The sequence below is a fragment of the Clostridium ganghwense genome (assembly GCF_026735165.1).
In the GTDB taxonomy this organism is placed as follows: Bacteria; Bacillota; Clostridia; order Clostridiales; family Clostridiaceae; genus Clostridium_H; species Clostridium_H ganghwense.
This window is the reverse complement of record NZ_JAPQES010000001.1, coordinates 122,109-144,664: the sequence shown is the minus strand read 5'-3', so window position 1 is coordinate 144,664 and position 22,556 is coordinate 122,109. Positions and strand designations below refer to the sequence as shown.

At 29.9% G+C, this 22,556-nt stretch carries 21 protein-coding genes; all 21 read left to right on the top strand.

All coding sequences use genetic code 11. The annotated features are described in order from the left end of the window. The first annotated feature begins 35 nt into the window (after nucleotides 1-35). The 21 genes from OXH55_RS00705 (at nucleotide 36) to dhaL (ending at nucleotide 22,527) form a co-directional block, all read left to right on the top strand. Nucleotides 36-458 carry a hypothetical protein gene (locus OXH55_RS00705; RefSeq protein ID WP_268047484.1) on the top strand — a complete coding sequence of 141 codons (423 nt, stop codon included), beginning with the start codon at nucleotides 36-38 and terminating at the stop codon, nucleotides 456-458. Between the two features lie 70 nt (nucleotides 459-528). Continuing rightward, nucleotides 529-939: a CBS domain-containing protein gene (locus tag OXH55_RS00700; RefSeq protein ID WP_268047483.1), complete on the top strand. Its 411-nt coding sequence runs from the start codon at nucleotides 529-531 to the stop codon at nucleotides 937-939. Nucleotides 940-1,038: 99 nt separating this feature from the next. Further along, nucleotides 1,039-1,380, top strand: coding sequence for a hypothetical protein (locus tag OXH55_RS00695; RefSeq protein WP_268047482.1), 342 nt, complete (start codon nucleotides 1,039-1,041; stop codon nucleotides 1,378-1,380). 150 nt (nucleotides 1,381-1,530) lie between these two features. Further along, entirely contained in the window at nucleotides 1,531-1,824 is a 294-nt protein-coding gene (locus tag OXH55_RS00690) for a DUF1294 domain-containing protein (RefSeq protein WP_268047481.1), read from the top strand. Nucleotides 1,825-1,849: 25 nt separating this feature from the next. After that, complete coding sequence (locus OXH55_RS00685) at nucleotides 1,850-2,404, top strand: hypothetical protein (protein ID WP_268047480.1); 555 nt, start codon at nucleotides 1,850-1,852, stop codon at nucleotides 2,402-2,404. A 114-nt stretch (nucleotides 2,405-2,518) separates the two neighbouring features. Then, nucleotides 2,519-4,573 carry a sigma-54 interaction domain-containing protein gene (locus tag OXH55_RS00680; protein WP_268047479.1) on the top strand — a complete coding sequence of 685 codons (2,055 nt, stop codon included), beginning with the start codon at nucleotides 2,519-2,521 and terminating at the stop codon, nucleotides 4,571-4,573. Nucleotides 4,574-4,640: 67 nt separating this feature from the next. Beyond that, entirely contained in the window at nucleotides 4,641-5,636 is a 996-nt protein-coding gene (locus OXH55_RS00675; RefSeq protein ID WP_268047478.1) for a D-cysteine desulfhydrase family protein, read from the top strand. A 254-nt stretch (nucleotides 5,637-5,890) separates the two neighbouring features. Then, a complete protein-coding gene (locus tag OXH55_RS00670) occupies nucleotides 5,891-7,063 on the top strand; it encodes a MalY/PatB family protein (RefSeq protein WP_268047477.1) in 1,173 nt (390 codons plus the stop codon). Nucleotides 7,064-7,280: 217 nt separating this feature from the next. Beyond that, nucleotides 7,281-8,711, top strand: coding sequence for a Na+/H+ antiporter NhaC family protein (locus tag OXH55_RS00665; RefSeq protein ID WP_268047476.1), 1,431 nt, complete (start codon nucleotides 7,281-7,283; stop codon nucleotides 8,709-8,711). Nucleotides 8,712-8,829: 118 nt separating this feature from the next. After that, nucleotides 8,830-10,026, top strand: a complete 1,197-nt coding sequence (gene megL, locus OXH55_RS00660; protein ID WP_268047475.1) for a methionine gamma-lyase — start codon at nucleotides 8,830-8,832, stop codon at nucleotides 10,024-10,026. Nucleotides 10,027-10,064: 38 nt separating this feature from the next. Further along, the gene (locus OXH55_RS00655) at nucleotides 10,065-10,442 is read left to right on the top strand and encodes a RidA family protein (protein ID WP_268047474.1); all 378 of its coding nucleotides are present in this window, start codon (nucleotides 10,065-10,067) and stop codon (nucleotides 10,440-10,442) included. Between the two features lie 144 nt (nucleotides 10,443-10,586). Further along, nucleotides 10,587-12,590: a methyl-accepting chemotaxis protein gene (locus OXH55_RS00650; protein ID WP_268047473.1), complete on the top strand. Its 2,004-nt coding sequence runs from the start codon at nucleotides 10,587-10,589 to the stop codon at nucleotides 12,588-12,590. Nucleotides 12,591-12,882: 292 nt separating this feature from the next. Then, nucleotides 12,883-14,085 carry an S-methyl-5-thioribose kinase gene (gene mtnK / locus OXH55_RS00645; protein ID WP_268047472.1) on the top strand — a complete coding sequence of 401 codons (1,203 nt, stop codon included), beginning with the start codon at nucleotides 12,883-12,885 and terminating at the stop codon, nucleotides 14,083-14,085. Between the two features lie 14 nt (nucleotides 14,086-14,099). Beyond that, entirely contained in the window at nucleotides 14,100-15,149 is a 1,050-nt protein-coding gene (mtnA, locus tag OXH55_RS00640) for an S-methyl-5-thioribose-1-phosphate isomerase (protein WP_268047471.1), read from the top strand. Between the two features lie 48 nt (nucleotides 15,150-15,197). Then, nucleotides 15,198-16,670, top strand: coding sequence for a sugar ABC transporter ATP-binding protein (locus OXH55_RS00635; protein WP_268049000.1), 1,473 nt, complete (start codon nucleotides 15,198-15,200; stop codon nucleotides 16,668-16,670). 2 nt (nucleotides 16,671-16,672) lie between these two features. Beyond that, nucleotides 16,673-17,686 (top strand): ABC transporter permease, encoded by a 1,014-nt coding sequence (locus OXH55_RS00630; RefSeq protein WP_418921815.1) that lies wholly within the window; start codon nucleotides 16,673-16,675, stop codon nucleotides 17,684-17,686. A gap of 19 nt (nucleotides 17,687-17,705) precedes the next feature. Then, complete coding sequence (locus tag OXH55_RS00625; protein ID WP_268047470.1) at nucleotides 17,706-18,830, top strand: extracellular solute-binding protein; 1,125 nt, start codon at nucleotides 17,706-17,708, stop codon at nucleotides 18,828-18,830. Between the two features lie 13 nt (nucleotides 18,831-18,843). Next, complete coding sequence (locus OXH55_RS00620; protein ID WP_268047469.1) at nucleotides 18,844-19,893, top strand: substrate-binding domain-containing protein; 1,050 nt, start codon at nucleotides 18,844-18,846, stop codon at nucleotides 19,891-19,893. A gap of 132 nt (nucleotides 19,894-20,025) precedes the next feature. Then, a complete protein-coding gene (locus tag OXH55_RS00615) occupies nucleotides 20,026-20,808 on the top strand; it encodes a DeoR/GlpR family DNA-binding transcription regulator (RefSeq protein ID WP_268047468.1) in 783 nt (260 codons plus the stop codon). A 43-nt stretch (nucleotides 20,809-20,851) separates the two neighbouring features. After that, nucleotides 20,852-21,853, top strand: a complete 1,002-nt coding sequence (locus OXH55_RS00610) for a dihydroxyacetone kinase subunit DhaK (RefSeq protein WP_268047467.1) — start codon at nucleotides 20,852-20,854, stop codon at nucleotides 21,851-21,853. 32 nt (nucleotides 21,854-21,885) lie between these two features. Then, nucleotides 21,886-22,527, top strand: coding sequence for a dihydroxyacetone kinase subunit DhaL (dhaL, locus tag OXH55_RS00605; RefSeq protein ID WP_268047466.1), 642 nt, complete (start codon nucleotides 21,886-21,888; stop codon nucleotides 22,525-22,527). Nucleotides 22,528-22,556: the final 29 nt, after the last annotated feature.

Below are 22,556 nucleotides of genomic sequence, written 5' to 3'. Positions count from 1 at the left end.
TGCTGTATTATTTGAATTTTCTGGAGGGTAAACAGATGAATAAAAATTCAGTAAAAAAAATTGTTTTTAAATTAAGTCATATTTTTGAAATAGGTTTAGCTATAATAATATTATTGAAGGTTTTATTGGGGACTTTTGACTTATCCAGGGCTATATGGGTTTCTTACATAAGCGATATAGCAAATCCTGTTGCTTATTATGAAGTTGAAGCATTACTTGGACATGCTCTTTTATTAGTTATAGGAGTAGAACTTGTTATAATGCTTACCATACATACACCAGAAAGTGTAATAGATGTTCTTTTATATGCTATAGCTAGAAAGATATTATTAATACCTAAAAGCAAAGGGATGATAGAAGTTTTAATAGGAATAATTGCTATGGCTGCATTATTTGCTATTAAAAAATACTTATTTACTAAAAAAGAATTTTCAAAAGAAAATAATAGTTCAGATTAGAAAATTGTAAAATATGAAAAAGTAAAATTAAATGTTTAAGTAAATAAAATTTTATTAAGAGAGGTAATATATGAATATAGCATTTTTTCTTACACCGAAAAAAGAGGTTATATGTGAAACACCAAAATCTACTATGAGACAAGCATTAGAGAGAATGGAACATCATAGATATACAGCTATTCCACTTATAGATGAAAAGGGAAGATATGTGGGTACAGTAACAGAGGGAGATTTGCTTTGGAAGTTAAAAAATACTCCTGACTTGAATTTCAAAAATACAGAAAAAATTCTGCTGGAAGATATACCTAGACACATGCAGAATAAGCCAGTTCATATTAATGCTCATATAGAAGATTTAATATCACTTTCCATAAATCAAAATTTTATACCAGTTATAGATGATAATGAGGTATTTATAGGAATAATTAAGAGAAGTGATATAATAAACTATTGTTATAACTTGATATATCATGAAATATAATCAAAGTCATTCATTAAGAATGGCTTTTTTTTAGTATTTTATTATTAAATATAGAAACAATAATTAATAGGAAAATAATTATTGTAAGGAGTGGGTATAATGATAAAATTATTTAATAAATATAACGGAGAATTTGGTTCGCTTGAGGTAGATTTTGAAGAAAAAAGAGTTAATGATGCTATACAATGGAATATGATTGCAGATAAAGCCAAAAATAATACATCAGAATTCATACATATTACAAGAAAAATGTTAAATGAACTATTTGATAGTGAAAGAATAGAATTTGCTTTGACGAATGAAAAAGCCTTAAAAAGTAAAGTAGAAAGCTATTTAAATTCTGGAGAAGACGAAGGTGGAATGGAGGTATCAGTAACCTATGATAATAGGGAGTACTTTAACTTACATTTAAATTTTAATAATGAGTCCTCAGTAGATTAGAGGTATATATAATATTTTAAAAGAAGGAGCTTTAGCAGATTGCTAGAGCTCTTTTATGTGTTTTATATACTAAAGGAAGGTTGATTTAAGGAAGGTAAAAGGTTATTCTATAATAGATAATAGAGAAAATTAATATTTGGAGGATATTTAATGAAGATTTTTATAATTTATCTTATAATAATTAATTTATATGGATTATGTATTATGTATAGTGATAAGAGAAAGGCGAAGAAAGGTAAGTGGAGAGTTCCAGAAGCTAAATTATTTACAATAGCGTATCTTTTCGGAAGCCTTGGAATTATGGTAGGAATGAAATTTTTTAGACATAAGACAAAGCATTTTAAGTTTGTGTATGGAATACCTATAATATTTTTTATACAACTCTATTTAATTTATAAGTTTATTTATAAGTTTATTTATAATTTTAAATTAATAAATTATTAGAATTATTGCAGAAGGAGATGAGAATATGGAGGGAATAAACTCAACATTTTTGCTTTATGCAGTTTTAGCAATTTTAGCTGTTATGATAGTTGTTTCTATTATAAAAAAGGCTTTTAAATTAGTAGCTTTTCTAGTTGCAATACTTGTGGCAGTATCTGCTTATAATATTTTTGTAAAAGGAGTTTCACCACAGGAAGAATTAACTAGTTATAGTATAGATGTGAAATATGGAGAGAATATTAAGGATTATTCTATAAAGATAAAAGCTTCTGTAGATAATTTAACGCAAGCTATTAAGGAGATAAATACAGATACTTTAAATACAATAAAGAGAGAAAATAAACTTCTTCATAAATACGAAAAAGAAGTACAAGCGTTAAAGCATTCTGAAAAGCTAAATTTATTTCATGATAAATACTGTGATTATTTAAAAGGGGTAGTAAGCAGTTCTGATACTGCTATAGAAGTTGCAAATATTTCAGAAAATAAGAATGTAAAAGTGTTGGCTGATACTGTTAAAAAAATAAATTCTACCTTTAGTGAATTGACTAAAATAAGTTTAGAAGAAATAAAAAAGTAAATGGAAAGATACAGCCTATATCATTTAATATATGATGTAGGCTTTGGTTATAAATTATATATACTGTCAACTATTCATTGTCAATTCTCAACTAACATATAAGGGGGAGTACTTATGAAAAAAAAAGTTGCAGTTGTGACTTTGTCTTCTGCTGTTGCCACTTTTTACTGTAAACAATTACAAGAATTATTTGGAGAACACATAATTGTTCAAAAATATTCTTTAGATAATAACAGTATTAAAGGAACAATTGATACAGATATAGTAGTGATATCAACAGATGCTATTTATGGAACTGTGAAGAAATATATAAAAGATGATTGTGAAATAATCATAACAAGCATAACTTTATCTAAAAAGGGATTTAAAAAAATAACGGAGATACCTAAAGGGAAAAAAGTTATGATTGTAAATTTAAGTTTAGAGATGGCTGTTGAAACAATATCTTTAATCTATCAGTTGGGAATAAATGATATAGAATTTATTCCTGTTTATCCTAGAATAGATGAAATACCAGATTTGGATATTGCAATAACACCAGGTGAATCTAGATATGTACCTAAAAATGTAAAACAAGTCATAGATATAGGACATAGAGTATTAGATATAAATACTATCATAGATATTGCTGCAAAGCTTGATTTAGACGACTTACTAAAAAAACATAAAATCCAAAGATATTTTAAAAGTATTGTAACAAATAGATATGGTGTAGAAAAATTAATGGGGTTAACTAACAGACTTGAAAGTCAATTTAGTATTTTACTTCAAGGTTTGGAAGAGGGAATAATAGGTGTAGATTTAGAAGGAATAGTATATTTTTACAATGAAAGTGCTGAAAGTATAATAGGATTAAAAAAGGAAGAGGTACTAGGAAAGCATGTTAAAGAATTAATTCCACAGTTACCTTTTGAACAGGTTTTATATAAATCAAAATCTATTAAACAGAAGTTGATAAAAATTAATGGTTGTGCAATATCTGTCAATGTTGATCCTATAACCACTGATAAAAATCTTTATGGTGCAGCTGCAATAATTAAAAGATTTAGTGATGCGGAAAAAGAACAGCATAAACTTAGATCACAGCTTTTAGGAAAAGGACATATAGCAAAATATTCCTTTGAAGATATAATAGGAGAAAGTGAAGCAATCAATAAAGTAAAAGATATTGCAAAAAGAATGGCTAAATCAGATTCTTCTATATTGATTAGAGGAGAAACAGGAACAGGAAAAGAATTATTTGCCCAAGCAATTCATAATAGTTCAAATAGAAAAGATTATCAATTTGTAGCGGTAAATTGTGCGGCACTGCCTGAAAGTTTGCTTGAAAGTGAGCTTTTTGGATATGAAGAAGGGGCATTTACTGGAGCGAGAAAGGGAGGCAAATTAGGTCTTTTTGAATTAGCGCATATGGGAACTTTATTTCTTGACGAGATAGGAGAAATGGATTTAGGTCTGCAAGCAAGATTATTAAGAGTTATTCAAGAAAGAGAAGTAATGAGGATTGGTGGAGATAGAGTAATAAATGTAGATGTTAGAATAATTGCTGCAACCAATAGAAATTTAAAAGAATTAGCTAAAGAAGGTAAGTTCAGACAAGATTTATATTTTAGGTTAAATGTTTTACCTTTAAATCTTACTCCATTAAGAGAAAGAAAAGAAGATATTCTATTATTAATAGAGAAAATAAAAGAAGACCTTAATAAAGAGTTTATACTATCGCAAAGTGCACAAGAAGCTTTTTTTAATCATACTTGGGAAGGAAATGTAAGAGAACTTAGAAATTATGTTGAATATCTTGCACATCTTGAAAAGAAATATATAGATTTAGGGGATATTCCTTTTGAACCTTCAAAAGCTATTGATTCTAATAATTTAAATGACATGGAAAGAAATACAGTAAAAATTTTTAAACAACATATTCAAAATAAGGTTGATAAATATATATTTGTTCTAATGGAGTTAGAAAAAAGTTATGTAAATAGAGAACCAGTAGGAAGAAGAAGTATTGCCAAAATTGCGCAATTACAAGGGGTATTTTTGTCAGAGCAGGAGATTAGGCGGATTTTAATTGATTTAGAGAATTATGGGATGGTTGAAATATCAAAGGGAAGAGGAGGAACAAAGATAACTCAATTTGGGCTTAAAGCATTAAAAGAGATCAATTAATATCATTGGCATAGCATTTGCTATTTTACTCTATGATAAGTAAATTTATTATAAATAGGAGGGGATAATGGTGGAATATCCAAGAAGAGAGAAATTAGCTTTTTTACCAACGCCAATACACAAATTAGAAAAACTAAGCAAGTTACTTGATGGTCCAGAAATTTATTTAAAAAGAGATGATATTACAGGAAGTGCAGTAGGCGGTAATAAAATAAGAAAGTTGGAATATACAGTTGCAGACGCTATAGATAAAGGATGTGATACACTTATTACGTGTGGAGGACTTCAATCTAATCACTGTAGAGCTACTGCATTTGTAGCAACTAAGTTGGGCCTTGAGTGTCATCTCGTTTTAAATAAAACAGAAGAACCAAAAGTAGAAGCTAATTTGTTTTTAGATAAATTAGCAGGAGCACATATACATTATATACCTAGTGAAGAATATAAGAAGAATCTTGAAAACTTATTAAAAGAGTTACAAGAAAAGCTAAATAAACAAGGTAAAAAAGCTTATGTTATTCCTACAGGAGCATCTTTTGGAATAGGTAACTTTGGATATATAAAAGCTGCTGAGGAAGTAAGCAAACAGTGTGTAGAAGAAAATGTTACTTTTGATTATATTGTAACTGCTGTAGGCTCAGGAGGAACATATACAGGCTTATCTATGGGACAAAAATTATTTTTACCTAAGACAAAAATTGTAGGGATAAATGTTTCAGATGATAGAGAATACTTTGTAGAAAAAGTAAAGAAAATTTCAAAAGAAAGTTCAGCTTATATGGATAAAGAAATACCAATAGAGGAAGAAGTGATTCATATTATAGATGGATATGTGGGACTTGGATATGCTAAAAGTAGGCCAGAAGAGTTGAAGTTTATTGAGGATATTGCTAGATTAGAAGGAGTAGTATTTGATCCTGTTTATACTGGAAAAGCTATGTTTGGTCTAGCGGATCAAATTAAGAAAGGAACTTTTAAAAAGGGAGAAAAGATTTTATTTATTCATACAGGAGGTATTTTTGGAATATTTCCTAAGGCAGAAATGTTTGAGTTAAATCAGTAAAATTTAATATTATAGTTAAGTAAATATCTCTATGCGGTCTAAAGCATAGAGATATTTTTGTTATATAAATAAATTGGGCGAAAAGGGTTAAAAGGGTTAAAATATATCCCTTTTAACCCTTTGCTTTTTAAAAAATATAAAAAAACTTGTCTAAAAAGCTAGTTTTATGGTAAAAAAATGTTGGCACAGTATTTGCTTATATATAATTACGTGAAATTAAACGTTTTCAAAAATATTAATGACGGAGGGATAAAATGAAGTACGATTTTGATAAAGTAATCAATAGAATTGGAAGTAACACAGCTAAATGGGATGAAGTTGAAGCTAAATTTGGAACAAAAGATGTACTACCTATGTGGGTAGCAGATATGGATTTAAGAGTAGCTCAGCCTATTATAGATGCATTAAAAGAAAGAGCTGAACATGGAATATTTGGATACACAAAAATGTCGGATAGCTATAAAGAAGCAGTATGCAATTGGATGGAAAAACGACATGATTGGAAAATAAAAAAGGATTGGTTAATTCATAGTCCAGGTGTTGTTCCAGCTCTTAGCATTATCATAAGAGAATTTACTCAGCCTGGAGACAAAATAATTATACAATCACCTGTATATTATCCTTTCTTTGATGTAGTAAAGGAAAATGGACGTGAGTTAATATGTAATTCTCTTAAACAGGTAGATGGAAAATATGTTATGGATTATGAAGAGTTAGAAAGTCAGATCGATGAAAAAGTAAAACTTATGATACTTTGCAGTCCACATAATCCAGTAGGAAGAGTATGGAAAAGAGAAGAATTGGTTAAGCTTGGAGAAATTTGTCTTAAACATAATATAAAAGTAATAAGTGATGAAATACATGCAGACCTTGTATATAGAGGACATAAACATATACCATTTGCATCAATATCAGAAGAATTTGCTCAAAATACAATTACTTGTTTTGCACCAAGTAAAACCTTCAATATAGCGGGATTACAATCTGCTTTATTATCAATACCTAATAAGGATGACCATAAAAAATTCAGTGCTGCTTTAGGCACATTAGATATTCGTAGAGATAACTGTTTTGGAGCAGTAGCTACTGAAACAGCTTATACTCATGGAGAAGAGTGGCTTGAACAGGTATTAGAATATTTAGAAGCTAACTTAGACTTTTTAATAGAGTATGTTGAAGAAAAAATTCCTAAGATTAAAGTTAATAAAATAGAAGGAACTTATTTAGTTTGGTTAGACTGCCGTAAATTGGGTATGAGTAAAGAGGAATTATTTCAATTTATGATTAAAAAAGCTAAAGTTGCTTTAGATGATGGATCTTGGTTTGGACCAGAAGGAGAAGGATTTACAAGAATCAATATTGCTTGTCCAAGAGTTACTTTAGAAGAAGGATTAAAGAGAATAGAAAATGCCGTTAATAGTCTATAAATAGCATTATTTAAAAGAAATATAGTTTTTATATTAAATTTAATGAATCACATATTGTGATTATTACACTATGGATATTTATTTTAGAAGCAATTGTATAATAAGTTAAAATGGATTAATAATACTAACGATATATAATTATATAGCTTGCTTCTAAATTAATATCAGCTATAGTGTTGTAATAATATAAATCATATAAAAATAGGAGGTATTAATTATGGAATATGGACTAATGAGTTTGCTTCCACCGATTTTAGCAATTATTTTAGCAGTTGTTACAAGACAAGTATTTTTATCTTTATTTGTAGGAATATTCGTTGGGGAACTAACTATGAAGGGATGGGCATTCTTTCCTTCATTAAACTCTTCACTTGAGAGAATTATTGCAGTATTTGCAGAAGGCTGGGTTACAAAAACCGTAATTTTCTCATTACTTGTAGGTTCTATAATAACTTTGGTTCAAGTATCAGGTGGTGTTGAAGGGTTTGTAGACTACCTAACAGAAAAAAATAAAATAATTAAGAATAAGAAAGCAGCACAGCTTTTAGCATTTTTTATAGGGGTTGTTGTTTTCATAGAATCATCAATAACTATTCTTACTTCAGGAACAGTAGCAAGACCACTAACAGATAAATTCAAAGTATCTAGAGAAAAACTTGCGTATATATGTGACTCCACATCAGCTCCAATTTGTTCATTAATACCACTTAATGCTTGGGGCGCTACATTAATGGGATTAATAGCAGTTCAAGTATCTAATGGTGTAATTACAGGAAATCCTACTTCTATACTTTTAAAAAGTATTCCTTTCAATTTTTATTCAATCATAGCAGTTTTGGCCGTACCTGCATATATACTTACAGGTAAAGATTGGGGCCCAATGAAAAAAGCAGAAGAAAGAGTTAGAACAACAGGAAAGTTAATGAGAGATGGAGCAATGCCTGTTGTAGATATAGAAGCTACAGAAATTTCAACTAAAGAAGGCGTTAAAGCTAGTGCAAAAAATATGCTTTTACCTTTAGCTGTTCTTATAGGTATGATGCCTATAGGACTATATATTACTGGGGAGGGTAGTATATTTAATGGTTCAGGGTCAACTTCAGTATTTTGGGCTGTAACAGCATCTCTAGTTTTTGCAGCAATATATTATAGAGCACAAAACATAATGAAATTAGATGAATTCATGGAACATGTTTACAAAGGTATAGGTTCAATGATTCCAGTTGTTATAATCTTAATATGTTCTATTGCAATAGGAAATGTTATAGGAGATTTAGGAACTGGTGCATATATGGCTAGTTTAGTAGAAGGAAATATACATGGAGCGTATGGACCAGCACTTATCTTCTTAATGGGAAGTGTTATTGCATTCTCTACTGGTACAAGCTGGGGAACTTTTGCTCTTATGATGCCTATAGGTATTCAAATGGCAGTTGCAATGGATGCCAATGTATATATGGCTGTAGGTGCTGTAATTTCAGGAGCTATAATGGGAGACCATTGTTCACCAATATCTGATACAACAATTCTTTCTTCAATGGCAGCTGCAACAGACCACATTGATCACGTAAAAACACAGGTTCCGTATGCTTTAGCAAATGCAGCAGTTGCTTTTGTTCTATATCTTGTTGTAGGGTTTATGCTTTAATAAAAAATTAGTGTAAAGTTTGTGGACAGTTATACCTAGTGTAAAGGATTAACTGTCCACTTAATTTAAAATGGTTTATAACTGATTTGACTCTATACAATATTAAGGGGGCAGTATTATGAAAAAACATAATAACTTGGGGTATAATACTAAATTAATTCATGCAGGAAATTATCCTGATCCATTAACAGGAGCTTTATCAACTCCTATTTATCAAACTTCTACTTTCGTATTTGAAAATGCAGAACAAGGAGCAGCAAGATTTGCAGGAAAAGAGTCTGGATATATTTATTCAAGACTTGGAAATCCTACAGCAGCGCAGCTAGAGGAAAAATTAGCAGTACTTGATGGTGGAGAAGCAGCAGTTTTTACATCTTCAGGCATGGGGGCAATTTCATCTGCCATATGGACATTATGTGAAGCAGGAGATCATATAGTGGCATCTGATACTTTATATGGATGTACTTTTGCTATGTTAGATCATCAAGCTAGAAGATTTGGTATAGATGTAACTTTTGTAAAGGCAAAAGATATTGAAAATGTAAAGCAAGCCATGAAAGATAATACTAAATTAATATATATAGAAACACCTGCAAATCCCACGCTAGACATTATTAACATAGAAGAATGTGCAAAAATTGCTCATGAAAATGGTGCTAAGCTTATGGTGGATAACACTTTTATGTCTCCATATGGACAAAGACCTTTAGAATTTGGGGCAGATATTGTAGTATATAGTGCTACAAAATATATAAATGGTCATGGAGATGTTGTGGCAGGTGTAGTGATTGGAGCAAAAGAATATATAAATGAAGTAAGAATGGTAGGAATAAAAGATGTTACAGGAGCGTGTCCAAGTCCTTTTGATTCATGGTTAACATTAAGAGGATTAAAAACCCTTGGCGTTAGATATGACAGACATTGTGACAATGCGATGGAAGTTGCTAAATATCTTGAAAAACATGATATGATAGAAAAAATAAATTATCCAGGTCTTGAAAGTTTTCCACAGCATGAGCTTGCTAAAAAACAAATGAAAAAATTTGGGGCAATGATAAGCTTTGAACTTAAAGGAGGACTGGAAGCAGGAAGACAACTTATGAATAATGTAGAGTTATGTACTCTTGCTGTAAGTCTTGGAGATACTGAAACTTTAATACAGCATCCTGCTTCAATGACTCATGCAGCAGTTCCAGAAGAAGATAGATTAAAAGCTGGAATTACAGATGGACTTGTTAGACTTTCTATAGGACTTGAAGATGCAGAAGATATTATTGCAGATATTGAACAAGCCCTTAATAAAGTAAAACTATAAAAAAATCATAAAATATTATAAACCAGGAGGAATAAAATATGGAAAAAGTAATTATTTCAACTAATAAGGCACCAGGTGCTATAGGACCATATTCACAAGCAGTAAAGGCTGGAAATCTTGTTTTCACTTCAGGACAACTTCCAATAAATACTGAAACAGGAGAAATGCCAGCTACTATTGAAGAGCAAACAAGACAATCATTAGAGAATGTAAAAGTAATTATTGAAGAAGCTGGCAGCAGTATGGATAAGGTATTGAAAACAACAGTTTTATTAAGTGACATAAAGAATTTTGGAAAAATGAATGAAGTATACAATGAATACTTTAAAGAAAATTATCCTGCAAGAAGTGCTTTCCAAGTAGGAAAATTACCTAAGGATGCTCTTGTTGAAATAGAGGTAATAGCGTTAATATAATTGTTTTATAAAAGTAGGGTGTGTAAGTACATCCTACTTTTTATGCTATAAGAAAGTAGGTTTTATATTAATACTCCAAAATTTTTAATAATACTAAAAAGGTAATTAAGTAAATTGTAAGATAAGTTTGAGGTGATAAATAAAATGAAAAGTATAAAATCTAAAATAATTATATTGGTTTGTTTAATTTGTATGATGAGTGTGGTGTTTTCATCGCTAATTAATTATTATACTTCATATAATATTATTACAAAAATGAGTGTTAATCAGGTTCAAACAGCAGCTGATAAGTATGCTGAAACTATAGATAGTTGGCTAAAACTACAGGGAAATATAATGAATGAATTAGCAACTAATATAGAAATTAATAATTATACAGAAGAGGAATTGATAAAAAATCTTAAAGCTAAAATAGAAGTTAATAATGAATGTCTGGGAATATATATTGGGATGCCAGATAAAAAATTTATTTCAGGAAAAGGGTGGATTCCACCAGCTGATTATGATTGTACACAAAGAGATTGGTATAAAGAAGCTATTGAACAAAATGGTATTATTTATACATCACCTTATGTAGATACTGATACTAATGATATTGTTATTACTATAGCTACACCTATAAATAAAGATGGAAAATTATATGGAGTTATTGGTACAGATATGTTGGTGAAGCCTCTTACTGATTTGGTTAAAAACTTAAATGTTATGGATAATAGTTATGGATTATTACTTGATGCAAATAATAATATTATAGTTCATCCTAATGAAGAGTTTCAGCCAACAAAAGAAAAAATTAAAAATATATCTGAGATTATGAATGGAAAATTAAACAGCGTAATTAATAATAAAGACCAAGATAAATTAGTTGAAATAAAAGATTTTGATGGTAAAGATAAATACTTTATAACATCACGTATAGAATCATCAAAATGGATTGTAGGTTTTGCTATTTCCTTGTCAGAACTAAGAAAACCTTTAAATACATTAATTCAAAAATTTATATTTGTTATTGCTGCAGTTTTAATTTTAGCTTGTCTTGCTGCTGCACATTTTGGAAGAAAGCTAGCAAATCCAATACGTATTATCACGGATGAGGTAAATAAAATATCAAAACTTGATCTATCTTGTGAAGATGAGCAATTTAAAAGAACTTCTAAATATAAAGACGAGGCAGGAATTATAGGGTATGCAGTAATAAATTTAAGACAAGAGCTAAGAAAAATAGTTGGAGAGCTAAATGTAAATTCACAAGAAGTCTTCAAATATTCGGAGAATCTAGTAATAGCTACGAATGATAATGTTGAATCCATAGAATCAGTATCAAGAACTGTAGAGGAACTTGCAAAAGGGGCTGAAGAACAGTCAATAGGTTCTCAAAAAGGAGCATTAAAATTATCAACGCTAGCTGATGAAATAAATGAAGCTACCCGAAATGCTGAAGTTGTTAAAAAATACTCTAATGAGACATCACAAATTAATATTAAGGGTATAGATTCTATGAATATATTAGTTAACAAATTCAATATAACTACTGATGCTTCAGATAAAATAGTTAACAATATTGAAATACTAGCAAATAAATCTGATACAATAGGTAATATTTTAACTACAATAGAAACAATTGCAGAACAGACAAACTTACTTGCTTTAAATGCAGCTATAGAAGCAGCACGAGCAGGAGAAGCAGGAAAAGGATTTGCTGTTGTTGCGGATGAAATTAGAAAACTTTCAGAAGAAACATCTATGTCTACAAAAGAAATTGGCAAAATAATAAATGAAATTCAGCTGGTAATAGATCATGCAAAAACTAATGCAGACGAATCAGAAATAGCTATAAAAGAAGCTAATGAAGCAATGAATTATTCAAGTAAGGCTTTTAGTGATATAGAAAAATCACTTGAAAGTACAATAGAACAAATACAAATACTTGTATCAAATATTAATAGAATAAATAATGATAAAGATGAAGTTGTCAATGCAATACAAGAAATATCAGAAATATCAGAAGAAGCTGCAGCGGGAGCGGAAGAGGTTAGTGCAGCAATTGAGGAGCAAACAAGTACTATAGAAAGTATTTCAAATACTGCTGATGAACTTAAAGTAGTTGTAAATAAATTAGAAGATGTGGTTGGAAAATTTAAAATTTAATTATAATTTAGTTGTTTTGTAATAAAGTATCCTTTTAAGTAGTTATTATCTTGAAGGGATACTTTTTTTAAAATTCTAGATTACAAAATTAAATGAAAAATAAGATTTTCTCAAAAATTAAAAAAACAAGTAAATGTAAATAAATGGAATGTATTTCAAGAAAGAAAGAGAAAAATGCGTTTTAAAATAAAAGGTAAGATTTGTAAAATGTTAAAAAATAACATAATATGTTAATTGTGAACAATATATTATCAAAGCTTTACACAATTAAATATATTCAGGGGGTGTTTTCATGGGCGAGTATAAAGAAATGAATACTGATAATATAGTAGAATACATAAAAGCTTTAAACTTATTTGAGAACAATGAAAAGATTATTGCAAAAGAAATTGGTGATGGAAATTTAAATTTAGTTTTTAGAGTAAAAGGAGAAAATAGTGGTAAGTCTCTTATTGTTAAACAAGCTCTTCCTTACTTAAGGGTTGCAGGGGAAGGGTGGAAGCTTACTCTTGATAGAAATAGAATTGAAGCGGAAGCTATGCTTGAACAGGAAAAAGCGTGTCCTGGTTTTGTTCCAAAGATTTATAAAGTAGATAAAGATAACTGCCTTTATGTTGCTGAGGATTTAGGAGAAATGGACATTATGAGAACTGGTTTTATGAAGATGAAACGATATCCTAATTTCCCAAAGCAAGTAGGAAAATTCTTGTCTAGAAATCTTTTTTATACATCAGATTTAGGCCTTGGAGCAATTGAAAAGAAGAAAAAGATAAGTAAGTTTATAAATCCAGAGTTATGTGATATAACAGAAAGATTAGTTTTAACAGATCCATATATGGATGCAGAATCAAATAATATCAATCCATATATTCTTGAAGATGCTAAAGAATTATGGAAAAACAATGAAGTAAGATTAGAGATAACAAAATTAAAAAATATATTTATGACTAAGGCAGAAGCTCTTTTACATGGAGATTTGCATACAGGTTCTATTTTTGTTTCTCAGGATAGAATAGTTATTTTTGACACAGAATTTGCTTTCTATGGACCATATGGATATGATGTTGGACTTTTATTTGCAAATTATATTTTAAATTATTCTTCATGGGAAGGTAGAAAAGATAAAGAAAAAGAAGAAATAGATTCTTTTAGAGAATATTTATTAGATTCTATTGAAGAAATATGGAATGAATTTGAAAAAGATTTTGTTACCCTTTGGGATAAAGAATCTAAAGAGCTTACAACTGAGGTAAAAGATTATAAAGAGGAATATATAAATAACTTACTACATGAGACAATAGGTTTTGCTTCTTGTGAAGTAATGAGAAGAGTACTTGGAATGGCACATGTTCCAGATTTAGATTCTATTGGGGAGGATAAAGAAAGAGCAAAAGCTCAAAGATTTGCTTTAAACATAGGAAAGAAAATAGTATTACAAAGAAATCAAATAGATAGTATAAAAGCACTAGTACAATTAATTAAAAGTGTGAAATAAAGGAGGATATATAAATGGCAGGTTTACTTGCAATTCAATGGGATGATAATAGAGATAAGCTTATACTACTAGATCAAACTAAATTACCTAATGAAATCGAATACATTGAATATGATACTGTGGAAGGTATTTGGGTAGCTATAAAAGATATGATTGTAAGAGGGGCACCAGCAATAGGAGTAACAGCAGGATATGGATTGTATTTTGGAATTAAGGATGCTCCAGAAGATAACTTTGATGCATTTTGGAAAGTTATGAAAGAAAAATCAGATTATTTAAATACAAGCAGACCAACAGCAGTTAACTTAGCTTGGGCACTTAATAGAATGGAAAATAAAGTCCAGGAGTTTAAAAATACGCCAGTGGCAGAAATAAAAAGAATACTTAGAGAAGAAGCTAAAATAATTCATGAAGAGGATATAAAAATATGTAGAGCAATTGGAGAGAACTTTATGCCTCTACTAAAGGATAATATGGGTATTTTAACTCATTGTAATGCAGGTCAGCTTGCTACTTCAAAATATGGTACAGCAACTTCGCCAATGTATCTTGCTCATGAGAAAGGATGGCATTTAAAGATTTATTCGGATGAAACAAGACCAAGATTACAGGGTTCTACACTTACTGCTTTGGAACTTTTCCAAGCTGGAATTGATGTTACAACAATTACAGACAATATGGCAGCTATGGTTATGTCACAAGGAAAAATCGATGCTATTATAGTTGGTTGTGATAGAATAGCTGCAAATGGTGATACTGCAAATAAAATAGGAACATTTAGTGTATCTATTCTTGCTAAACATTTTGGAATTCCTATGTATATAGCAGCTCCAACTCCAACAATAGATATGAATACTCCAACAGGTAAGGAAATACCTATTGAAGAGAGAGATTCAAAAGAAATAACTTGCAGATTTGGGGTATGGACAGCACCAAAAGATGTAAAGACGTATAATCCATCTTTTGATGTGACTCCACATGAGAATATAACTGCCATAGTTACTGAAAAAGGTATTGTTTATCCACCTTTTGAAGAAAATTTGAAAAAACTGTTTAAAGAATAAAATAAATATATTATCAGAAAGGGGGATAGATAATTGGAAGTACTTAATATGAAAAATATCTCTAAGTCTTTTTCAGGAGTTACAGTTTTAAATAATATAAATTTAAAGCTAGATGCAGGAGAAGTATTAGGACTTTTAGGTGAAAATGGTGCAGGAAAGTCAACTTTAATGAAAATATTAAGTGGTGTTTATTCTCTTGAGGAAGGAGAAATATGGTTAGAAGGAAAAACAATAATTCCTGATAATCCTAAACACGCACAGGAGCTTGGAATAAGTATTATTCACCAAGAATTAAATTTAGTTGAAAATTTAACAGTGGCAGAAAATATATTTTTGGGCAGACTTCCTACTAATCAGTTTGGAAAGGTAGACTACAAAAAACTATTTTCTAGCACCCAAGAATTATTGGATAGTTATGAATTTGATTTGGATGCAAAGAGAAAGGTAAAAGAGTTATCTGTTGGAAAACAGCAGATGGTTGAAATAGCAAAGGCTGTTTCTGTTGAAGCTAAGGTAATTCTTATGGACGAGCCTACCTCGGCTTTAGCTGATGATGAAACAGAAAAGTTATTTAAATTAATAAATAAGCTAAAAAATGAAAATATAAGCATTGTTTTTATATCTCATAAATTAGAAGAAATTTTTGAACTCTGTTCAAAAGTTAAGGTTTTAAGAGACGGACAAGATATGGGAGACCATGATATAAGCAATATAACAGAGGATGGACTCATTAAGTTAATGGTTGGAAGAGAAATATCTGAAAGATTTCCAACTAAAACAAATAAACCAAGTGATGAGATTTTACGGGTTGAAAACTTATCAAGAAAAGATGTTCTCAAAGATATAAGTTTTTCAGTAAAAAAAGGTGAAGTTTTTGGAATTGCTGGTTTAATGGGAGCAGGAAGAAGTGAACTTATGAATGCTATTGTAGGTATTGACAAAAAAGATAGAGGTCATATCTATATAAAAGATAAAGAGGTAAATATTAATTGCTGCAAAGATGCTATATCAAACGGAATTGCATATGTTCCAGAGGATAGAAGAAAGCATGGGTTAGTATTACAATTTTCTGTAAAGAACAATATTATTCATGCCATATTACAAAAGATTAAAGGTAAGTTCGGATATATCTTTAAAAATAAAGAAATGGAAATAGCTATACAAAGTATGCAGGAATTAAAAATAAAGGCTACAGATGAAAATCAAAAAGTAGGACTGCTTAGTGGTGGAAATCAGCAAAAAATAGTACTTGCAAAATGGCTTCAAACAGATCCAGACATATTAATTTTAGATGATCCAACTAGAGGGATTGATGTTGGAACAAAAGCTGAAATATATAATCTTATAAATGAATTAACGGAGAAGGGCAAATCTGTTATTTTGATATCTTCAGAAATGCCTGAAGTAATAAGTATGAGTGATAGAATCGCAGTTATGCATGAAGGCGAAATTACTAAAATACTAAATAGGGAAGAAGCTAATCAAGAAACTATAATGAAATATGCTATAGGAGGTAATTAAGCATGGCAGTTCTAAAGATTGAAAAGAAAACTAATCCTGCTGAAAAAAAAGATAATAAAGTAAAAAGTTTTTTTTCTAAAAATATGATACTTTTAGGATTTGCAATCCTATGTTGTGTAATAGGAACTCTTTCTGAAAACTTTTTTACAGTTGATAACTGGTTGAATATATTAGTACAGTCTTCTATTGTAGGAATAATTGCAGTGGGAATGACCTTTGTAATTATAACAGGAGGAATAGATTTATCAGTAGGTTCTATCCTTGCTTTTTCAGCTATAACTGGTGGTATATTAATGAAACAAGGAATGGCTATTCCTCTTGCAATTTTAATTAGCTTATTGATAGGTACAGCTATAGGATTATTTAATGGTGTATGTACTACTAAATTTAAAGTACCAGCCTTTATAGTTACTTTGGCTACAATGAGTGTATTTAGAGGCTTTTCTATGGTTATTTCAGATGGTAAAAATCAAGCATTATCTACATCTAAGTCAGTTAATGCAGTATTATACCAAAACTTTAAAAGCTTTTCTAAGATAGGTAGTAAAGTGGGAGAAGTTCCTATTCCAATAATTATAATGATAATTATTTTTATAATAGGATATTATGTGCTTCAGTATACTACCTTTGGAAGAAATCTATATGCTATTGGATGTAATAGAGAGGCTACAAAATTCTCAGGAGTAAACATAGTAAAAATAGAAACCTTGGCTTATACAATAACAGGATTATTATGTGCTATATCTGGAGTTGTTTTAAATGCAAGATTGGGAGTTGCACTTCCAAATGCAGGTATAGGTTATGAAATGGATGCAATAGGTGGAGTTGTTATAGGTGGAGCTTCGCTAGCTGGTGGTGAAGGAACTATAACAGGAACTTTACTGGGTGTTCTTATTATAGGAGTTTTAAATAATGGATTAAATCTACTTAATGTAAATCCTTTCTATCAACAGGTAGTAAAAGGAGCAGTTATATTGGCAGCAGTATTGGTAGATCAATATAAGAGAAAAAAATAAGGATAGGTAGTGAAATATTATGAGTAGTATTAAAGTATTATGTGTTAATGATCCAGCTGTTTATGCATATACAGAGGATAGCATAACAGGTATAACTAAAAAATGGGAAAATGAGAATGAATATAAAGTTCTTATAGACATAGTAGATTGGAACGAGTATAAGTCAACCTTAGATAAGGCACTTACTACTAATTTTAATAACTATGATATTGTAATGGCACCTTCCTTTTGGATTCCTAATTTAGCAGCTAATAACAAAGTGATTCCTTTTGAAGAATATCTTACAGCAGATTATAACATTAAAGATATTTTCCCAAGTATTTTAGATGAAATATCTTATAGAGGAAAGAAGATAGGAGTACCTTCTTTTTCTGATGGACATATAATCTTTTATAGAAAAGATAAGCTTAAGTTAGATAGAATAGAAACAATAGAAAGTTTAATACAAAAAATAGACGGTATTAAGGAAAATAAAAGAGTACTAGCTATAAAGGCATCTCCTTATGAAATATTTTTAGATTTTATACCTTTTATGTGGGATTACGGTTCAGAGCTATATAACAATGAAAAACTTGTTTTTAATAATGAGAAAACATTATCTGCATTAAAGCAGTATATGTGTTTAAAAAAATATTGTCCACAAGATATAGCCCAATATGGAAATGATGAAGTTAGAGAGGCTATTCAAAAGGGTGAAGTGTATGTTGGAATATCTTGGAGTGGACAAGCAGCGGCTATAATGGAAAAAGAAAAGAATCTATATAGAGATAAAATAGGTTTTTCAACTTATGAATATCCTTGTAATACAACTTGGACATTTCTAGTTAGTAAATTTACGCATGTACCTGTAAAATGTTTCGATTTTTTAAAGTTTATTACAAATAATAAGAATGACTTAATGTCTGGCAGAATAAGTGGCAGCCCTGTAAGAATTTCATCTTATCAGAATAAAGAGGAAAGAGAAAAAAATCCGTGGTATGAGGCCAATTATGAAATGCTCAATAAAGCTAGAAGAATTCCTGCTATTGAGAAATGGACAGAGGTTTCAGACCATTTATATGAATATGTTCATAAAGCATTTACTGAAAAGCTAAAACCTGAGGAAGCTTTAAGTAAGTGTTATGAAAAAATAAAAAATAAGTAGGGGGATTTGAAAAATGTTGAAGTCAAAGAAACTTTTATCACTAATTTTATCAACAGCTATGATTTTTTCAGTATTTGCTGCAGGCTGCGGTAATAGTGCAGCTAAAAAAGAAAATAATAAAAAACCAGCAGCTGAAGAAAAAGCAAAAGACAAAGGTGAAGAAAAGAAAGAAGTAACAGTAGGATTATCACTATCTACATTAACAAATGCTTTCTTTATTGGAATGGAAAAGGGTGTTAAAGACAAAACTAATGAACTAGGATGCAAACTAATTGAAACTGATGCTAATGGAGATATAGCAAAACAATTATCAGATGTTGAAGACTTAATTACTAAAAAAGTAGATATCCTAATAGTTAATGCTCTTGATGCTGATGCAATAGTACCAGCAGTAGCAAAAGCTAAGGAAGCTAATATTCCAATAATATTCTTAGATAGAGGAGCAAATAGTGAAGATATGACAAGTTTCCTTGAAACTGATAACGTTAAAATGGGTGAAATGGCAGCAAATCTTATTATAGAAGAATTAAAGAAGAAAAATGGTTCTGAAAAAGGTAAAGTAGTAGAAATAGAAGGTTTACAAGGAACATCTGCTGCAAGAGATAGAGGAACAGGCTTCCACAATGTAATAGATAAATATTCTGACATAAAAATAGTTGCAAGACAAGCTGGAGACTTCAACCAAGAAAAATCAATGAATGTTATGCAAAACATATTACAGGCAAATCCAGAAATAGATGCTGTATTTGGACATAATGATGACTGTACATTAGGAGCTGAAAAAGCACTTATGGCTGCTAACAGAATGAAACCTGTTGGAGATAAAGAACACGTATTTATAGTTGGAATAGATGGTATAAATCAAGCAATTGAATCTGTTAAAAAAGGTAACATTGATATAAGTATTTCACAAGTTCCTGTAGATATGGGTGTTCAAGCTGTAGAAGTTGGTTTAAAAGCTATTAAAGGTGAAGTGGTTGAAAAACATATCTATACAAAATTCTATCCTATAACTCAGAAAAATGCAGAGGATTCTAATAACTGGGGAAATCAAGTGAAATAGTGGATTAGGAAAAGTTTAAGTGAATATTATAAAAGGGGTTTTTGCCCCTTTTATAATTACACATAAAATGTATTATTATCAAAAAGACTTGGAATTATTACTATAGACTATAGATAGAAATAGGTGAAGTGAATGGAGTTTAGATTAGAAAATAGAAGAGAAAAGATAATTGAAGAAATAGATCAGGTAGGAGAAATTAATATTACTGAATTAAGTAAAAAAATGAATGTATCACAAATGACTATAAGAAGAGACTTGAAAAAACTAGAAGAAGAAGGTGCATTAATTAGAAAATACAAAGGCGCTATATCAGTAAATCAATTAAATACTGAAGATACATTAAAATTGAGAAGGTTACAAAATGAGAATGAGAAAACAATTATTGCTAAATATGCAGAAGAACTCATAGAAAATGAGGATATCATTATGTTAGATGCTAGTACTACTGCATTAGCAATATGTAAGTATATACAAGATAAAAAATTAACGGTTGTGACAAATTCAATTAGTATAGCAACAGCTTTGAGTGCTGCGGAAAAGGTTAATGTTATATTAGTGGGTGGTAATTTAAGAAAATCAGCTCTTTCACTTGTAGGGCCTTATGCTTTGGAAGGATATAAAAAATTAAATATTACTAAGGCATTTATATCTGGTAAAGCATTATCATTTAGTGATGGTTTAACAGATGTTAATATATTTGAAATAGAAAGTAAACAAGCTGCTATTTCTAGAGCTAAAGAAATTAATGTTTTGATTGATCATACTAAGCTTAATAAAGTATCCTTATTTAATATTTGTGAGTATAACAAAATTAATAGAATAATTATAGATGGATTAAAAGAATTTTCACTGGAAGAAGAAGAAACGATTAATAAATTTAGACATAATGGTATAGAAGTTATTATTGCTAAGTAAATAGAGTTAAAGAAATTTAACTATCATATAAGGAGGAACTATTATGAAAAAATTTATCAATAAGCCTGAAAATTATGTGGATGAAATGATAAAGGGGATTTTATATGCTCATCCTAATAAATTAAAATGCGTAAATAATGATCTAAAATGCCTTACTAGAGCTTATGAAGTTAGAGAAGGAAAAGTTGGTATTGCAACAGGTGGAGGTTCAGGTCATTTACCGTTATTTTTAGGATATGTAGGAGAAGGGTTAATAGATGGAGCAAGTGTAGGTAATGTTTTTGCTTCTCCAAGTGCTGCACAGATGTATGAGGTAACTAAAGAAATAGATGAAGGCAGAGGAGTTCTTTATTTATATGGTAATTATACAGGGGATATTATGAATTTTGATATGGCAGCTGAAATGGCTGACATGGATGGAATTAGAGTAACATCAGTGGTAGGAAATGATGATGTGGCTTCTTCAAAAAAGGGTGAAGAGAATAAAAGAAGAGGAATAGCAGGTTTAGTTTTTGCATATAAAACTGCAGGAGCTTATGCAGAGGAAGGAGCAGATTTAGATGAAGTAACTAGAATTGCACAAAAAACAGTAGATAATACTCGTACTATGGGAGTTGCGTTATCTCCTTGCGTTATTCCTGAAATAGGTAAAAATACTTTTTCTATAGGTGAAGATGAAATGGAAATAGGAATGGGTATTCATGGGGAACACGGTATTAATAGAGGCAAGCTTTTAGAAGCTGATGAAGTAGTTAATGTTATGATGGAACATATATTTAATGACTATGAATATAAAAGAGAAGATGAAGTAGTTGTGCTTATTAATGGACTTGGATCTACTCCATTAGATGAGTTATATATAGTATACAGAAGAGTATATGAGATTCTACAGGAAAAAGGAATAAAAATACACAGAAAATATATCGGAGAATTTGCTACATCAATGGAGATGGCTGGTATGTCTATATCTTTATTAAAGCTTGATGAAGAACTAAAAAGATTGATTGATGCACCTTGTGCTTCACCATTTTTTATGCAAAAGTAAAGTGTTTTGATTAATTTTTGGAGTGTGATTATATGAATAGGTTTGATAAACAAGATGTATTTAATATATTTAATGAGATAAAAAATAAGTTTATTGATAAAAAAGAGGAACTTATAAATTTAGATTCTGCAATTGGAGATGGAGATTTAGGTCTTACTATGGAAAAGGGTTTTACTAAGATATGTAGTGAAATACCTTCTTTAGAAGGAGAAAATAGAGTAGGGATTATTATGAAAAAATTAGGTTTTGCTATGGCCAATACTGTACCTTCTACAATGGGAACTTTGATAGCAACAACCATAATGAAAAGTGGAGATGTAGTAAAGACAGAAGAAGTTATAGAAAAAGAGCATATTATCAATATGGTTAGAGCTTCTATTACAGGAGTAGAGCAGAGAGGAAAAGCAAAAAGAGGAGATAAGACAATACTTGATGCACTTTATCCTGCACTAGAAGAAGGTGAAAAGGCTTTAAATGAAAATAAAGATATTAAAGAAGTATTAAAGGAATTGTATAAAGGAAGCAAAAAAGGTTTAGAAGAAACTAAAGATATGGAATCTATGCATGGAAAAGCAGCAGCATTTTGGGAAAAATCTATTGGAAGCCAAGATCCAGGAGCTACAGTGATAATGTATATATTTGAAGCTATATATGAATATGTTATAAATAATTAATCACATAATATAAATAAAAAAGCATTCTT

Bases quoted from the DNA above. Each gene is read 5' to 3' on its own strand.
- OXH55_RS00650 (WP_268047473.1), top strand. From the start codon at position 10,587: ATGAAAAGTATAAAATCTAAAATAATTATATTGGTTTGTTTAATTTGT.
- mtnA (WP_268047471.1), top strand. From the start codon at position 14,100: ATGGCAGGTTTACTTGCAATTCAATGGGATGATAATAGAGATAAGCTT.
- OXH55_RS00695 (WP_268047482.1), top strand. From the start codon at position 1,039: ATGATAAAATTATTTAATAAATATAACGGAGAATTTGGTTCGCTTGAG.
- OXH55_RS00705 (WP_268047484.1), top strand. From the start codon at position 36: ATGAATAAAAATTCAGTAAAAAAAATTGTTTTTAAATTAAGTCATATT.
- OXH55_RS00625 (WP_268047470.1), top strand. From the start codon at position 17,706: ATGAGTAGTATTAAAGTATTATGTGTTAATGATCCAGCTGTTTATGCA.
- OXH55_RS00685 (WP_268047480.1), top strand. From the start codon at position 1,850: ATGGAGGGAATAAACTCAACATTTTTGCTTTATGCAGTTTTAGCAATT.
- OXH55_RS00675 (WP_268047478.1), top strand. From the start codon at position 4,641: ATGGTGGAATATCCAAGAAGAGAGAAATTAGCTTTTTTACCAACGCCA.
- OXH55_RS00665 (WP_268047476.1), top strand. From the start codon at position 7,281: ATGGAATATGGACTAATGAGTTTGCTTCCACCGATTTTAGCAATTATT.
- OXH55_RS00690 (WP_268047481.1), top strand. From the start codon at position 1,531: ATGAAGATTTTTATAATTTATCTTATAATAATTAATTTATATGGATTA.
- dhaL (WP_268047466.1), top strand. From the start codon at position 21,886: ATGAATAGGTTTGATAAACAAGATGTATTTAATATATTTAATGAGATA.
- OXH55_RS00670 (WP_268047477.1), top strand. From the start codon at position 5,891: ATGAAGTACGATTTTGATAAAGTAATCAATAGAATTGGAAGTAACACA.
- megL (WP_268047475.1), top strand. From the start codon at position 8,830: ATGAAAAAACATAATAACTTGGGGTATAATACTAAATTAATTCATGCA.
- OXH55_RS00620 (WP_268047469.1), top strand. From the start codon at position 18,844: ATGTTGAAGTCAAAGAAACTTTTATCACTAATTTTATCAACAGCTATG.
- OXH55_RS00610 (WP_268047467.1), top strand. From the start codon at position 20,852: ATGAAAAAATTTATCAATAAGCCTGAAAATTATGTGGATGAAATGATA.
- OXH55_RS00630 (WP_418921815.1), top strand. From the start codon at position 16,673: ATGGCAGTTCTAAAGATTGAAAAGAAAACTAATCCTGCTGAAAAAAAA.
- OXH55_RS00615 (WP_268047468.1), top strand. From the start codon at position 20,026: ATGGAGTTTAGATTAGAAAATAGAAGAGAAAAGATAATTGAAGAAATA.
- OXH55_RS00700 (WP_268047483.1), top strand. From the start codon at position 529: ATGAATATAGCATTTTTTCTTACACCGAAAAAAGAGGTTATATGTGAA.
- OXH55_RS00680 (WP_268047479.1), top strand. From the start codon at position 2,519: ATGAAAAAAAAAGTTGCAGTTGTGACTTTGTCTTCTGCTGTTGCCACT.
- OXH55_RS00635 (WP_268049000.1), top strand. From the start codon at position 15,198: ATGAAAAATATCTCTAAGTCTTTTTCAGGAGTTACAGTTTTAAATAAT.
- mtnK (WP_268047472.1), top strand. From the start codon at position 12,883: ATGGGCGAGTATAAAGAAATGAATACTGATAATATAGTAGAATACATA.
- OXH55_RS00655 (WP_268047474.1), top strand. From the start codon at position 10,065: ATGGAAAAAGTAATTATTTCAACTAATAAGGCACCAGGTGCTATAGGA.